The organism is Streptomyces qaidamensis, assembly GCF_001611795.1.
GTDB lineage: Bacteria > Actinomycetota > Actinomycetes > Streptomycetales > Streptomycetaceae > Streptomyces > Streptomyces qaidamensis.
This window is the reverse complement of record NZ_CP015098.1, coordinates 8,995,789-9,009,841: the sequence shown is the minus strand read 5'-3', so window position 1 is coordinate 9,009,841 and position 14,053 is coordinate 8,995,789. Positions and strand designations below refer to the sequence as shown.

The window sequence follows — 14,053 nt, the reverse complement described above, 5'->3', positions numbered from 1 at the left end:
GTCTCGCTCCTGGCGTTGGGTGGGGTTCCGCCCTTGGTGATTTCCTTCTCAGTGCAGTTGCTCAGCCAGTCCGATGATGATGCCCTCCGGGCCGCGGAGGTAGCAGAGCAGATAGCTGTCCTCGAATCTTCGGACGGGGCGGCCTCTCGGGGCGGCCGTGGTCGGCGGCCTGCCGGGCCAGTTTGTCGGCGCCCTCGCGGTCCCCGGCCTTCTCGCCGTCAGACAGTCCGACCGCGCTCGCCGTCGGCGATGCGCACGCCGATGCCACGGCTCGCAACTGGGTCAAGGCCCTCGGCACCGCTGCCAAGGGAGACGCGACGGCGGACTTCTACGACGAGGGCTCCGTGCGGCAGGTCGTGGTCCTGTACTTCGCCAGGAGCGGCCAGATCAAGGAGATCGAGGCCCGTATCGGCGAGGACGACTCCTGGGGGCTCGCCCTCGCTGAGCCCGACCCGGCCAAGGCGACGGCCAAGCCCACCTGGGCGCCGCCGAAGCCGGGCGGCTCCGGTTCCCGCACCTCCGGCATCCCGTCCCGGGACAGCACAGCTGGAGCCGCCTGCCTCGCCGCGCCTACAAGGACGGCGCTCCGAACAACGGGAGTGCGTTCCTCCGTATCTCATGGTGTGGCGATGCCGTGCGCCCCATGCGCTCCCCGTCGCCCCTTCACACCCCAGGGCATCAGGAACCGTAAGCCTGCGCACGCCTTCCTAAAGACATGTTCCTGAGGCGGCCGACACCGTTCGGCATCGTGCTCCGGGCGAACCTGCGGCGGCAGGCCGGCCCGCTCGCCGCGCTCGTGATCGCCGGCGTGCTCGTGGCCGTGGCCTGGGACGGGCTGTACGCCCGGGGCAGGTGGAGGGACACCGGCTGGGTCCACATCGGCGAGATGTGCGGGCTGGCGGCGCGGACCGTCGGAGTGGGGTTCGCGGTGCTGCTGGCCGGGTGGCAGGGCGGGTCGGAGGCACGCGATGACGCCGGTTGGGTCGCGACGACCTCGGCCCGGGATTCAGTGACCTGCCAGTTGATGGGTCTGGTCTCAGGGGTCGCGTGGCCGCTGGCCGGCTACGTGCTGGCCATGACCGTCATGGTGGTGTCGCCGTATCCGCAGGAGCCGGTGGGCCGTGCGCCACTCGACCTGATGGCGGTCGACGCGGTCATGCTCACGGCCTTCTCGTGTGTGGCCTACCTGGTGGGCCGGACCGTTCCACTGCGAGGAGTCTCCGTTCCCCTCACCGCGGCCGGCCTGGTGTTGTCGGTCTCCCCGTGGGGCGATCCGCTGTTGGGTCCCCTCACCGGTCTGCGTTTCACTTACAGCGGGGACAGGGTGCCGGGAGGAGCGGGGCTGGGGGCGCCGCCCGGTCCGGCCGTCTGGCTGCCCTGGTGCAAAGCCGCCGTGTTCGCCTGGGTGGCAGCGAGTGCTGTCCTGTTGTGCGCCCGCCGGTGGAAGACATCGATCGTTCTGATCGTCATGCTGGCGTCGGCCCTCCCGCTCCTGGCCCTCATGCAGCAGGACCGTGTCCCGGGATCGGTGCTCAACACGCGAGAAGTGCGCTGCAGGGGCCACGATCCCGCTGTCTGTGTGTCTTCCGCGTACGAGCCACGACGGCAGCGATTGGAGCAAGTCGCCCTGCGCCTGTCCCGGCGGATGGAGGGTGCCGGCCCCACCCACTACCTCTTGACCGAGGACAGTTCGCATGCGTGCCAGGACCGCGACGGGGTCGACTCCGCGTGGACCGTCGGCATCTGGGCTCGGCAGGAAATCAGTCTGCGCAACCTCGCAGGCTGCCTCACCGGATTCTCTCCCTCCCACGAACCCTCGTCGGCAGAGGCCCGCGCCCTGTACCGATGGCTCACACGGGACTCGTCCTCGCACGGCGCAGCGGCCCACGCGCCGTCCGCCGCCGACCGGTTGGCCCGGCTCACCGCGCCCGAGCGCGCGACATGGATCGGCCGGTATCTGGCAGCCGTCGAACACGGCAGCCGCCCGCCCCGCATCCCTGACCCCGACGGAGAACGACCGTGATGATGCCCCTCCCCCAGCCACCGCCGTGGCTGCGAGCCGTGCCCGGACTGCGCTGGCCGTGGCTGCTCGCCGTCACCGGAGTCTGCACGGCGGCCGCCTGGCTCGCCGCGACAGCCGGCGAGGAGGACTCCCTCCCCTTCCTGCTGCTGCTCGCGCCGCTTCTGCCTCTCATCTGGGTGGCGGCCAGCTACGGAGGCAGAGCCGACCCTTTCGCACCGGTGATCCGCAGTACTCCGGCCGGCGGACTGCGCCTGTTGATGCTGCGTACCGGTGTCGTACTCGCCATCTGCCTTCCCCTCCTCCTTGTCGCTGCGACGGCGGGCGTCGGCGTGTCGCCCTGGGCGGCCGCCTGGCTGGTGCCCAGCCTGGCGCTGACGCTCGTCACGTTGATCCTCGGTTCCTGCATCGGCTGCACGCTCGGCGCGGTTGTGACCAGCGGTACATGGCTGCTGGTGGTCGCCGCCATCGCCCGCCTCTCCACGCGCCAGGACGGCAAAGTCAGCTCCTACAGGACCGTCCTGCTCCATGTGCTCAAGAACCTGCTGGACGGCGGCGCCCAGTTCGTGTGGGGAGTCGCGTCCGGCGTACTGGGTGCCCTGCTCGTCCTGCGGCGGCACTCCTTCAACGATCTGAGGTCCCGGTGATCAGCGCCACCCGACTGACCGTCCGGCACCGCCGCACCACCGCTGTGGACAGCCTCGATCTGGACCTGGGGAACGGTGTCCACGCCCTGCTCGGCCCCAACGGTGCCGGTAAGAGCTCCCTGTTGCGCGTCCTCGCGACGGCCGCAGCAGCGGTGGAAGGGGAGCTGAAGCTGCTGGGACGCGATCCGCGGCGCCCCGCCGAACGCCTGGAGATCCGCCGCCGGCTCGGCTACCTGCCCCAGACGTTCGGGATGTTCCGGGGCTTCACGGTGCGGGAGTGCGTCAGCTATGCCGCCTGGCTGAAGGACATGCCGAACCGTGGTGCCGCCGACGCGGTGGAACGCGCCGTGGACCAGGTCGGCTTGACCTCACGGATGGACGCCAAGTACCGCACCCTCTCCGGCGGAATGCGACGCCGGGTCGGCATCGCCCAAGCCCTCGTCAACAACCCTCGACTGCTTCTGCTCGACGAACCCACCACCGGCCTCGACCCGGCCGAGCGGGACCGCTTCCACGCCCTGCTCCGGCAACTGGGCGCCACCACGACCGTGGTCCTGGCGACCCACCTCATGGAGGACGTGCACGCCTGCTGCGACAGCGCGATCGTCCTCTGCGCGTCCCGCAAGGTCTTCCTCGGATCCCCGCAGGCCCTGGAAGAGGCAGGCGGCTACGCAGGAATCGTCGCGAGCAACGCCCAACCCGGGAATGACCCTTGAGAACCGGTCCTGGGCAGTCGCCCGGCCGCCCGCACAGTACGGCGCCACGGCCCTGCTCGTCCCGGGCCCAACGTCCTCGCGGTACGCAGCGGGATTGGATCACCGGTGGGTGGCCGCAGGGGCTGCGTCGCGCGTGTGTTCAGGCAACAGGTGCTCAGGCGGGTCGCGGAGTCTCCTTCGGCGGGCAGCGGGACGGTGTGGGAGGCGGGCGGCGTCCTTGCGTCAGCCAGCTCTCCAGGGCCGTGAAGGCCGTGCGGTGGCATGGCGTCAGCGGGCGCAAGCGTTCCGGGTAGGTGTCGACGAAGGCGTCCGTGTGGGTGCCGCCCTCGATGCGGTACAGCGTCTGCCTCGGGCCGAGCTCGGCGCCGAGTACGGCGTCGTACCGGTAGTAGCGGTGCCGTCGGTCACCGCCGGCTCGACGCACCATGCGGGCTTGGCACCGTGCCCAGGGGTTGTCGGACCGGACAGCGGTTGCCAGTGTCTGCCGCGCAGATCCTCCTGTCGACGGCTCGGGCAACGCGCACGTACTCATGGTCCTCACCGCGGTAGGACCCCCGGACGACGATCTCGACCAGGTCGGCGAGCTCATCGGCCCCGCCTTCCCTTCGGAGCGCAGATCACTCCGGCGTCCGGAACGGAGCCGTCCCGGACGCCGCAGCCCGGCCGCTCGGCCCACGTCAGACGGTCGTGACGAACCGCTCCCAGACGCGGTGGGCGGCCATCAGATCCTTCAGCTGCTCCAGCACGGAGGTGCCGTCCCGGCCGACCACCACGCCAGGCGCCTCGGCGGTGATCCCGAGCGTCTCCAGCGCCGTGTCGCCGCCCGCCCAGGCGCCGATCGCCTTGCCGTGGCGGAACGCCTCCGACAGCAGCAGGTTCACCCGCGGATCGACGGACCCCGGCAGACCGGTGGGCGAGGCCTTGGCGTCGCGGGAACCGTAGGCGTCGCCGCCCGCCGCGGGTGCCCCGGCCACGAGCAGCGCGTCGAACTCGATGGACCGCGCGGTCGCGAAGGTCCGTTGAACGGTCACCGCGTCGTCGCCCGCGCCCAGCTTGCCGCCGGTGGGGGCGACGACCAGCGGCACCATGCCCGCGCCGAGCACCGCCTCGCGCACCGCCCGTACGCCGTCCAGGTCCCCGTCCGGGCCGGTGACGATGCCGATCAGGCGGCCGTCGGTGGGCCAGGACTGCCCGACCTGGGAGAGCGCAGGGCTCGGTTCGATGTCGGCCGGCGGCACGGTCGGCTCGGGCGCCGGCAGGCCGAGGCCCTCGGCCACGCGGGCGCACAGCTCGACGTCGATGTTGGCCAGCACCTGCAGCGCCCGCTTCTTGACGGCCTGCTCGTAGCACTTGCCCAGCTCGAAGGTGTACGCGCCGATGATGTGCTCCCGCTCCACCGCGCTCATGCTCAGCCAGAACCGGCGCGGCTGGCTGAAGTGGTCGGAGAACGACTCGGGAGCTTCCCGGACCTTAGTCGCCTCCGGCACCCGTACCGGCGTCTCGACGTACGCCCCGGTGTCCGCCCCCGCCAGGAAGGGGCAGCCGCCGTCGAGCGAGTTGGGCCGGTACGGTGCGACGCCTCGGTGCACGGCGTCCTGGTGGAAGCCGTCCCGCAGCATGTCGTTGACCGGCGCATGCGGCCGGTTGATGGGGATCTGCGAGAAGTTCGGGCCCGCCAGCCGCGTGATCTGGGTGTCCAGATAGGAGAACAGCCGCCCGGCGAGCAGCGGGTCGTCGGTGATGTCGATGCCGGGCACCAGGTGGCCGACGTGGAAGGCGACCTGCTCGGTCTCGGCGAAGTAGTTCGACGGGTTGCGGTTGAGCGTCAGCAGCCCGATCGGCTGTACGGGGGCGAGCTCCTCGGGGACGAGGTTGGTCGCGTCGAGCAGGTCGATGCCCTCGAAGGTCTGCTCCGGGGTGTCGGGGAAGGTCTGGATGCCCAGCTCCCACTCCGGGTAGGCGCCCGCCTCGATGGCGTCGGCGAGGTCGCGGCGGTGGAAGTCCGGGTCGACGCCCCCTGCGATCTGCGCCTCCTCCCACACCAGGGAGTGCACCCCGAGTTTGGGCTTCCAGTGGAACTTCACCAGCGTCGTGGAGCCGTCGGCGGCCACCAGGCGGAAGGTGTGTACGCCGAAGCCCTCCATCATCCGGTACGAGCGCGGGATGCCCCGGTCGGACATGTTCCACAGGGTGTGGTGGGTGGCCTCGGTGTGCAGGGTGACGAAGTCCCAGAAGGTGTCGTGCGCGCTCTGGGCCTGCGGGATCTCCCGGTCCGGGTGCGGCTTGCCGGCGTGGATGATGTCCGGGAACTTGATGGCGTCCTGGATGAAGAAGACCGGCATGTTGTTGCCGACGAGGTCGAAGACGCCCTCTTCGGTGTAGAACTTCGTCGCGAACCCGCGTGTGTCCCGCACCGTGTCGGCGGAGCCCCTGGACCCCAGCACCGTCGAAAAGCGCACGAACACCGGCGTCTCCGCGCCCGCCGCCAGGAAGGCCGCCTTGGATACGGCGGTCGCGGTGCCGTAGCTCTTGAAGACGCCGTGCGCCGCCGCGCCGCGGGCGTGTACGACGCGCTCCGGGATGCGCTCGTGGTCGAAGTGCATGACCTTCTCGCGCAGGTGGTGGTCCTGCAGCAGCACCGGCCCGCGCGGACCCGCCTTGAGCGAGTGATCGGTGTCGTGGAGCCGTGTGCCCTGGGCGTTCGTCAGACTGGCGCCCGACTGGGCCATGCGTGCCTGGGCCGCGCCGGTCGCCTGCCCGGTGGGCGACATCGTGCCGGGCCCGCTCTGGTCCGGTTTCGGGGGCAGTGGCTCACGCGGCTCCACCGGTTCCGCGACACCGGGGGATTCCGGGGCCGGTTTGCCGGGAACCCCACCCTCCGGTCCTGCGCCGGTGCCCTGGATGGCTTCAGTGACCTTGTCCGCCGCCCGCTTGATGGGATTGGGCTGGCTCATCGCTATCGTTCCTCTGTTTCAGCCGGCCATGGCCGGTGCGGCCCCATGGATCGGATGCTCCGAGTTCCGCCGCCGGGTACCCGGCTACGCCGGACGAATCACTGGTCATGCCCGGGGCGGAGCGGCGGGACCGGAATCAGTCGCCTGTGACCGCTGCACGGCCTGATGAAGGTTGGTTACGCTGCCGCCATGGCCGAGAAGACAGAGTCGGAGCTGGTGGTCGACCTGCGGGGGCAGTCGATCGAGACGCTCGACGACTTCTGGGACGCCGTGACCGGGCCCTGCGGACTACCGGAGTGGTTCGGCCGGACTACGGATGCCTGGCGGGACACCATCCAGACACGAGGCATCTCCGAGGTCATCGACCGCTACGACATCCTGGTCGTGCACGTGGACAAGCGGGGAGTCTTCGCTGCGCGGAACCGTGAGGCACGGGCGCTGCGCAGCTCGTTCGCGGGACGACAGTCGCGACTGGTCGTGCACGGTTAGGCGGGCACGCTCGTCGGTGCGCATCGGTCAATGTCCCCGGAGGGCCGCCAGGTTGGCCGCGACCAGCCCGGTCCGCCGGTCGCCCGTGCCGAACACGCGCCTGCAGTCGGTCAGGAGAAGCTCGTACGACTCGATGGCCCTGCTCCTGTGGCCGGCTTGGGCCTGCGCGTCGGCGAGGTTGTTGAGGGCGCCCAGCGTATCGGGGTGATCAGGCCCCAGCACGCGTCGGCACTCCGCGGCCGAGTGCTGATGCCCGACGAGTGCTTCTCGCCGGTTCCCCGCCGCCTGGTGTGCCGTGGCGAGGTTGCTGCGCATCTCGCGGCGTCGACGACGGCGGGTTCACTGCCGAGGGTGCCGATGAGCGCGCGCGGGATGGCGTTCGGGGCGTACCAGGCCAGGACGCGCAGGAGGTGCCCGGCCAGGGGGGGTGTCGGTGAGGCGGTCCAGGGTGATGGCCCAGATCCGGGCGATGGTGCGCTCGCTGTCGTGGCCTTCCTTCGCCTTGCGGTACATATGGGCAGGGTCATCCGCGAGCAGGCGCAGGTAGGCGCGCGGAGTGATGCCGGTCTGGACGATGTAGGCGGCTACCTGCTCGATGGCCAGCGGCAAGTAGCCGACTTCGGCACACAGTTCGGCGGCACCGTGCAGGTTCGCCGCGGCGCGCGTTCCGTCACGGGTGAGGATGCGGGTGAGGAGGGTGTGCGCCTCGTCGGGGGCGAGGGTGTCCAGGTGGATGGGCTCGGCGGTGTCGTGCCAGCCGGACGCGCGGCGGCTGGTGATCAGGATCCGGCCCTTGTCGGCGTGCGCCAGCAGGGGCTGCACGTCCTCGGGATCGGTGACGTTGTCCAGGATGAGCAGCCACCCGTCGTGGGTGGCCAGCCACTGCCGGGCCCGCTCCTTGAGCTGGTCCTGGGGCAGCCGGGCGAGGGCGGGCTGGAGTGCGGCAGCCAGTGCCGCCAGCCCCGCGGCCAGGGCGCCCGAGGAGTCGGCGGTGATCCACCAGATGGGGTTGTCCACCTCCCTGCGGGCACAGGCCCAGTGAGCCGCCAGGGTGCTCTTGCCGACGCCGCCCAGACCGTGCACGGCGTGCACCACAGCCGCCCCGGAACCGGTCAGGGCGTCGTCCAGCAGAGCCAGTTCGCGGGCCCGTCCGACGAACGAGGCGTGCAGGGCGGGCAGGCGCACCACTCCGGGAGGCGCGTCCACGGCCGCCGCTGGACGCAGCTCGTGCGCGGGCACATGCACGATCGTCGTGTGATCCCCGGAGCTCGCCACCCCCAGGAAAGGGCCTCCCTGTGTGTCGATCGCGATCGACCGTTCGCCTGAGGCGATCACGGACGCCCGAGTAGAGCCGTTCCCCTCCACGGCTGACCTGCGTGACTTCGTCACCGACGGTCCTCTTCGGACGGGTGATCGCCCGTGGAGATGTCGCCGGCCACCGCATCGCCGACAGCGACCGACCGTTCGCCTGAGGCGGTCACCGACCCCAACGGCGCTGCCCCCGCGGCGGGCTCCGGGTAAGCGGTCACCGTCCCTTGCGCCGGCCGGCCGGCGGGCGGGCTCGCGCAGGGCACGCCGCCGTCACCTGTGGAGATGGTGCCCCGCACGGTCGCTCCCACCGCGACGGCCCTCGTCCCGGGCGCCTGAACGCTGCGGGCCGGCCCGCCTGCGGTGCCGCTCCCGCGACCCGGGCGTGCAGCGAAACCCTGCCCCCACAGCACGGACACCGCGGCCACCGCCGCACCCAGCGCAGACGCCACGCCCCAGCGCGCTGCCTCGTCCGGCACCAGAGCCGACAGCAGCCACATCCCGCACAGCACCGTCGGCACGATGAACGCCACCATCGCCGCCACACCCGCCAGCAGCCATCGCGTGCCACCGGTCAACAAGCCCACCTCCCGGAGTAGTTGACATTCCGTTACAAGGCCCGCAACCCTGCCCCGACTGACCGTCGCAAGAATGCCCGTGACGCAGCGCCGGCGATACGAAAAGAAGCGAACTCGGCACAAAGAGGCGGTAGGTCGGCTAATAGCGCTAAGCGGATGGAGTCGTAGCGTCGCCGAACCGGTGAGACGGGACTTACGCGGTTCTGGCGTTGTCCAGTTGCAGGGCCGCGCGCAGCCAGTCGTCCGCTGAGCCCGGGGTCGGCCGGGGACTGCTGCCTGGCGGCGTCAGAACGACGGCGGCGAGTTCCCAGTACTGGTTCAGGCGCGCCTCGGCAGAGAGCCGGGCAGCCAGAGAGCGCCGGAACTCGTGGGTGTCGCGGCTGCGAAAGGCACTCGCGTACGCGGCGACATAGGCATCGAGGGCCTCACCCGGGTGCGGGTCGTGTGCCCGGCGCAGGTGTGGAGCCGCGAGTTCGAATGCTTCGGCGAGGCCCGCGTACAGCAGCACGGCGCCGTCGGCACCTGCTGCTCGGTGCACCTCCGGTTGGGGCTGTCGACCGTCCGGGCAGGGGGCGGTCGTCATCGCATGCAGCCGGGCGAAGGCGAGTACCTGGGTCGGGTGCGGCTCGTCGGGCGGCTGGGGAACGGCCGCCTCCAGGAATGCCGCAGTTGCCGGGCGCGGCATCCGTGGTGGCAGCCAGGCGCGCCAGAACCTGGCCAGTGGTGCGGTGCTCGGCGGGGTTCTCAGCGCGCTGAGCAGCCTCAGCCGGCCCGCGCGCTGAGCCGGCGGGCAGTCCCGCACCAGTTGGAGTGCGGCTTCCCGCCAGCGCAGGGTCTTCAGCTCGCTGCCGAGCCCACGCAGGCGGCTGTCGAGGGCGTCCTCCAGCACATGGTCGGCTGCCTCTTCGTCGTCGAGGATGCGGCGTATCTCGGGCAGGGGCAGGTCGAGGGCGCGCAGGGAGCGGATCAGCTGCAGTCGTTCCAGTGCCTGGGGGCCGTAGCGGCGGTGTCCGCCACTGCTGCGGGCGGCTTCGGGGAGCAGGCCTTGGTCGGAGTAGAAGCGGACGGTCTTCACCGTGGCGTCGGCGCGCTCTGCGAGTTCCCCGATGCTCCACAACAGCTCGTGTGACGTCGACAGTTGAACCTCCCTTAAGGGGAGTTCCTACGGTACCGGTGCGCGGGCGAGGCAGGCACGGCGGCCCGCGGACACGGCGTTCGCGACCCGCGCGGCGTCATGGGGCGAGTTCGGCGAGTTCGGCGAGTTCGGCGAGTTCGGCGAAACCTGAGAGTCCGGGGAGGACTTTGTGAGCGTGTTCATCATGGTTGCGGGTGTGTTCACCGGGGCCCATGTCTGGGAGGAGACGGCCGCACGGCTGATCGCGGCGGGCAGCACGGCACACGCCGTCCCGCTGACGGGCATCGACCCGGCTCGGCCCGCCGCACCATCGCACGTCGGTCTGGAGACGCACATCGAGGACGTGATCGCGGCGATCGACGCGGTGGACGTGGCATCCGGGCGGGAGATCGTGCTCGTCGGTCATGACTACGGGATCCACCCGGTGCTCGGCGCCGCTGATCGGCGAGCGGAGCGCATCGCACGCGTCGTGTACCTGGACTGCGGGATGCCGCAGAACGGTGTACCGGCGCTGGCCGCCGTGCCGGACCAGGCGCTGCGCGCGCAGCTGGCAGCACGCGCCGAGGCGGGCGAGCGCGAGGGCGTGCTGGCGCCACCGGGACGTGACGAGTGGGAGCGCTGGGGCAGTACCGCCGACGTCGGTGAGGCGGGCCTGGAGCGGCTGACCGCCCTGTCGGCGCCACAGCCGCTGGGCACTCTGCTTGAGCCGCTGCGGCTGACCGGGGCGGTGGCCGCGGTTCCTGTCAGCGGCGTGCTGTGCGCCCGCAACGGCGCCGGTATCGACCAGGTGCAGAGGCTCGTCGACTTCGGCGACCCCGCGCTGGCCGCCCTGACCGAACCTCAGGTCACCTTCTTCGAACTTCCCACCGGGCACTGGCCGATGCTGTCCTGTCCCGACGCACTGGCCGACGTCCTGCTGCGGGCCGCCGCCGGTGAGGGACACCGCCTGCGGCCGGCCGGCGACGACGCACCGGCGCCTGCCCACCTGCGCCCGTTCCCGCTGGACGTCCCCGAGCTGCCTCGCGACCGTCAAGGTCATGTCGATCTGTACGTCCCCGACGGCGAGGGCCCGCGACCGGCCGTGGTCTTCGTGCACGGCGGACCCGTACCCGCGGGAGCGCGGCCGCTCCCGCGCGAGTGGCCGACCCTGGTGGGGTACGCCCGCTGGGCCGCCGCCGAGGGAATGGTCGGCGCGACGCTCGACCACCGCCTCCACGACGTCGCGGACTATGACCGCGCGGCCGCGGACATCGCCACCGGGGTGGACCTGGTGCGGTCCGACGCCCGGGTGGACGCCGACCGGATCGCTCTGTGGTTCTTCTCGGGCGGCGGCCTCCTCACCACGGACTGGCTGACACGGCCGCCCGCCTGGCTGCGCTGCCTGGCCGCGTCCTATCCCGTCCTGGCGCCCCTTCCCGCCTGGGGCATGGCCGGCAGCCGCTTCCACCCCGCCCGGGCGGTCGGACAGGCGGGCTCCCTGCCCATCGTCCTCCTCCGCGCCGGGCGAGAGGCTCCCGAGCTCGCCGCGACGGTCGATGCGTTCGTGACCGCGGCGGACGAGAGCGCTGCGCGACTGGAGTTGGTCGATGTCCCCAACGGCCACCACGGGTTCGAGACCCTCGACGCGCCGGAGGAGACGATCCCCGCCCTGCACGAGGCGATGCGCTCGGTGGTCACCCACCTGACCAGGTGAATCCCCAGCCGCGTCAGGTCTCCCCTGCGCGGCATGTCAAGCCGGGCGGATCGCGCCCTTGATGGCCGACTGCCCGGCGAAGAACACCGACTCCTCACGGATGAGCGCTCCCGGGCCGGACGCGTGAATCATCATGCCGTCGCCGCTCCAGATGCCGACATGGCCGAGGTCGTCGTGGAAGAAGACCAGGTCCCCGACCTGGGCATCAGCGAGCGAGACCTGCTCCCCCGCACTCCACTGGGCCTGGGTGGTCCGGGGAAGCATGACACCGACAGCCTTCCAGGCGGCCTGGGTGAGCCCGGCGGCGTCGTACGATCCCGGCCCGACCGCGCCCCATACGCACGGCAGACCGATCTGCGCGCGGGCGAAGGCGATCACCCGCTCGGCCTGGCTGCTGCGGCCGGCGGCCGGCGTCAGCCAGGATGCGCCGTGAGTGTCGGGCAGACCGGCGCCATAGGTCGTCATGGTCATGTCGGCCGGTGGACCGGAGGCTTGGTAAGCGGTGAGATCCGCTGCCAGGGGCCTGACATACGGTGCGGTCGCGCCGGTCACTGGACCGGAACCGTACGCCTCCGTCCCGCTTGTCAGAAGATCCACCTGGTAGGCACCCTCGGTGGGAGCTGGGACGGCGGGCAGCGCCGCGAGGGACGGTGGGCCGGACTCCAGGGCGGGCGCTGGTGCGGGCTCGTACAGGGGCCAGGCCGCCAGATCGCCGTAGAGACCCGGCTGTGCGCCACCTGTCGCAACCGGTGCGGCACGCTGGTCGGAGAGCTCCGGGAGGACTTCGGCGGCAGGCGCCTGAGCTGATCCGACGGGCAGCTCCCACGCACCACCGGTGGGCGCCGGGGGCGCTTCGAGGGCGCGGAGTTGCGCGGGGCGTTCCGCCGGGGGCACTTCGAGGGCGCGGGATTCCGCGGCGCGTTCCGCCGGGGGCGCTTCGAGGGCGCGGGATTCCGCGGGGCGTGCCGCCGGGGGCACTTCGAGGGCGCGGAGTTGCGCGGGGCGTTCCGCCGGGGGCACTTCGAGGGCGCGGGATTCCGCGGCGCGTTCCGCCGGGGGCACTTCGAGGGCGCGGGATTCCGCGGGGCGTGCCGCCGGACGCACAGGTCGTGCCGCCTCGGGTGCGCGCTCGGGCCGGACCGGCACCTTCCGGTCCGACTGCCACGCCGGCACGGACGGTCCCAGCTTGGCGCGGGCGACGTCGAACCACTGCCGGGCAAGGGCTCCGACCGCCGGCGGTGTGTCCCCCTCGGACCGGCCGCGGGCGACCGTGCCGCGCTGACGCGGTATCGCGGCGGCGCGGGTCGCGTTGAAGGTGCCGGTGTCGCTCTCGGCCCGGTCGTAGAGACTGTCGATCCTCCGCCGGACCTCGTCAGGGCTCGGCCCCTCGCCGTCATGCGCCAACGCGGGCACCAGCCAACTGCGAGAGCCGGGCCTCGGTCACTCCGAGGCGCGAGGTTCGTTCCAGCGCCATGGAAAGGGCACTCCTTCAGTCCGGGAGCGCACGAAACCACCTACCCATCGGCGGAAGTCGTGCATGCTGTAACCAACTTAGCCAACTTGTGAGCCTTCCGTGAAGATCGAAGTCGCGAATTGCCCGATATGCCGCTGTGACGTTCACCCCTACTCGGCGGGTTCGGCGATCAGTGCCGTTCCGACCCTGCGGAAGCCGAGGCGGGCGTAGAGCCGTGCGACATCGTCGTCACTTGCCGACAGGAAGACGGTTGCCGCTCCCCTCGATCGGGCGTCGGCCACCAGTGCCTCCGTGACCGCGAGTGCGAGACCACGGCGGCGGGCCGCGGGGAGCGTTCCGACGCCGACGATCTCACTGACTCCTGCGAGCGGTTGGTGCTGGCCGGCGGACAGAACCGACCCGTGCTCGACGGCTGCCGCGACCACGGTCAGACCTGCCCGGATACGTACGATCGCGCGTTCCACCGATCCGTCGGCGACACGGGCGTTGATCGCTTCCGTCAGTTGTGGTGTTCCCGCGAGACCGACGTGGGTCCCGGGCTCGGCGAAGGCGAGCTGAGGAACGGCCAGGGCGCCGGGCAGGATCGGATCGTCCGCGCCGATGATCCGCACGGACACGTTGCCGGACGATCCGTCCACACCGGCTGCCGGAGTACCGGGATCGAGGACCATGAGCGGGTGTTCGTGGACCACGAGTCCCGACTCCTCGGCTGCTGCCCGGAGCGTGGGTGTGGTCTCGGCGACCCATTCGAAACTCTCCGGGATCCCCAGTTCCCGCTGGCGAGCACGGACCTTCTGAACGTCGGTGGGCCGCAGCGGTCCGGACCCTCCCCGTGCGGGACGTGCGTAGAACGGCCAGCCCTGGCCCTCAGGCACGAACAGGGTGAGCGGCCCGTGGTCCTCGACGCGGGCGCTGTGCCGCGGGACGTCGTCGTAGTACTCCTCGAGCCGGTCCAGCAGTGCTCGCTCAGGATGGTCGCCAAAGTCAGGAGAAGTCATGTCGGGCATCCAAGCAACAGGGCACCATAGCCGCCACTTTG

General features: G+C 71.3%; 13 protein-coding genes and 1 pseudogene. 5 read left to right on the top strand and 9 right to left on the bottom strand.

The features are described 5' to 3' along the window. Positions 1-48: 48 nt before the first annotated feature. A pseudogene (locus A4E84_RS45095) lies at positions 49-135 on the bottom strand (VOC family protein); the annotation flags it as partial. Between the two features lie 580 nt (positions 136-715). Between A4E84_RS45095 and A4E84_RS39510 the strand changes: the two are divergent. Genes A4E84_RS39510 through A4E84_RS39500 form a run of 3 tightly spaced genes read left to right on the top strand, consistent with a single transcriptional unit; the run spans position 716 to position 3,383 of the window. After that, the gene (locus A4E84_RS39510; protein WP_062931147.1) at positions 716-2,023 is read left to right on the top strand and encodes a hypothetical protein; all 1,308 of its coding nucleotides are present in this window, start codon (positions 716-718) and stop codon (positions 2,021-2,023) included. After that, positions 2,020-2,667: a hypothetical protein gene (locus tag A4E84_RS45090; RefSeq protein WP_237305094.1), complete on the top strand. Its 648-nt coding sequence runs from the start codon at positions 2,020-2,022 to the stop codon at positions 2,665-2,667. Before A4E84_RS39510 ends, A4E84_RS45090 begins: the two co-directional genes overlap by 4 nt. Then, a complete protein-coding gene (locus tag A4E84_RS39500; RefSeq protein WP_418082248.1) occupies positions 2,664-3,383 on the top strand; it encodes an ATP-binding cassette domain-containing protein in 720 nt (239 codons plus the stop codon). The genes A4E84_RS45090 and A4E84_RS39500 overlap by 4 nt, the downstream gene beginning before the upstream one ends. A gap of 154 nt (positions 3,384-3,537) precedes the next feature. Here the strand turns inward: A4E84_RS39500 and A4E84_RS45565 are convergent, their stop codons facing one another. After that, positions 3,538-3,810: a hypothetical protein gene (locus tag A4E84_RS45565; protein WP_062931145.1), complete on the bottom strand. Its 273-nt coding sequence runs from the start codon at positions 3,808-3,810 to the stop codon at positions 3,538-3,540. Positions 3,811-4,060: 250 nt separating this feature from the next. Then, positions 4,061-6,337, bottom strand: coding sequence for a catalase (locus A4E84_RS39490; RefSeq protein ID WP_062931144.1), 2,277 nt, complete (start codon positions 6,335-6,337; stop codon positions 4,061-4,063). 189 nt (positions 6,338-6,526) lie between these two features. Here A4E84_RS39490 and A4E84_RS39485 point away from each other — a divergent pair, with 189 nt between their 5' ends. Then, positions 6,527-6,826: a barstar family protein gene (locus A4E84_RS39485; protein WP_062931143.1), complete on the top strand. Its 300-nt coding sequence runs from the start codon at positions 6,527-6,529 to the stop codon at positions 6,824-6,826. Between the two features lie 27 nt (positions 6,827-6,853). Here the strand turns inward: A4E84_RS39485 and A4E84_RS39480 are convergent, their stop codons facing one another. The 4 genes from A4E84_RS39480 to A4E84_RS39465 all read right to left on the bottom strand — a co-directional run bounded on the left by A4E84_RS39480 (position 6,854) and on the right by A4E84_RS39465 (position 9,850). Continuing rightward, on the bottom strand, positions 6,854-7,141 hold the full coding sequence (locus A4E84_RS39480) for a tetratricopeptide repeat protein (RefSeq protein WP_079129305.1): 288 nt from the start codon (positions 7,139-7,141) through the stop codon (positions 6,854-6,856). A 24-nt stretch (positions 7,142-7,165) separates the two neighbouring features. Continuing rightward, positions 7,166-8,065 (bottom strand): NB-ARC domain-containing protein, encoded by a 900-nt coding sequence (locus A4E84_RS39475; RefSeq protein WP_159029678.1) that lies wholly within the window; start codon positions 8,063-8,065, stop codon positions 7,166-7,168. A 146-nt stretch (positions 8,066-8,211) separates the two neighbouring features. Beyond that, on the bottom strand, positions 8,212-8,712 hold the full coding sequence (locus tag A4E84_RS39470) for a hypothetical protein (protein WP_159029677.1): 501 nt from the start codon (positions 8,710-8,712) through the stop codon (positions 8,212-8,214). A 193-nt stretch (positions 8,713-8,905) separates the two neighbouring features. After that, complete coding sequence (locus tag A4E84_RS39465; protein WP_062931139.1) at positions 8,906-9,850, bottom strand: helix-turn-helix domain-containing protein; 945 nt, start codon at positions 9,848-9,850, stop codon at positions 8,906-8,908. Positions 9,851-10,016: 166 nt separating this feature from the next. Between A4E84_RS39465 and A4E84_RS39460 the strand changes: the two genes are divergently transcribed. Beyond that, positions 10,017-11,540 (top strand): alpha/beta hydrolase, encoded by a 1,524-nt coding sequence (locus A4E84_RS39460; protein WP_062931138.1) that lies wholly within the window; start codon positions 10,017-10,019, stop codon positions 11,538-11,540. A 36-nt stretch (positions 11,541-11,576) separates the two neighbouring features. On the opposite strand, the gene A4E84_RS45085 is transcribed toward A4E84_RS39460, so the two are convergent. Both A4E84_RS45085 and A4E84_RS39450 read right to left on the bottom strand, forming a co-directional pair. Next, positions 11,577-12,953: a C40 family peptidase gene (locus A4E84_RS45085; RefSeq protein WP_237305093.1), complete on the bottom strand. Its 1,377-nt coding sequence runs from the start codon at positions 12,951-12,953 to the stop codon at positions 11,577-11,579. 210 nt (positions 12,954-13,163) lie between these two features. Further along, positions 13,164-14,012 carry a GNAT family N-acetyltransferase gene (locus A4E84_RS39450; RefSeq protein WP_062931835.1) on the bottom strand — a complete coding sequence of 283 codons (849 nt, stop codon included), beginning with the start codon at positions 14,010-14,012 and terminating at the stop codon, positions 13,164-13,166. Positions 14,013-14,053: the final 41 nt, after the last annotated feature.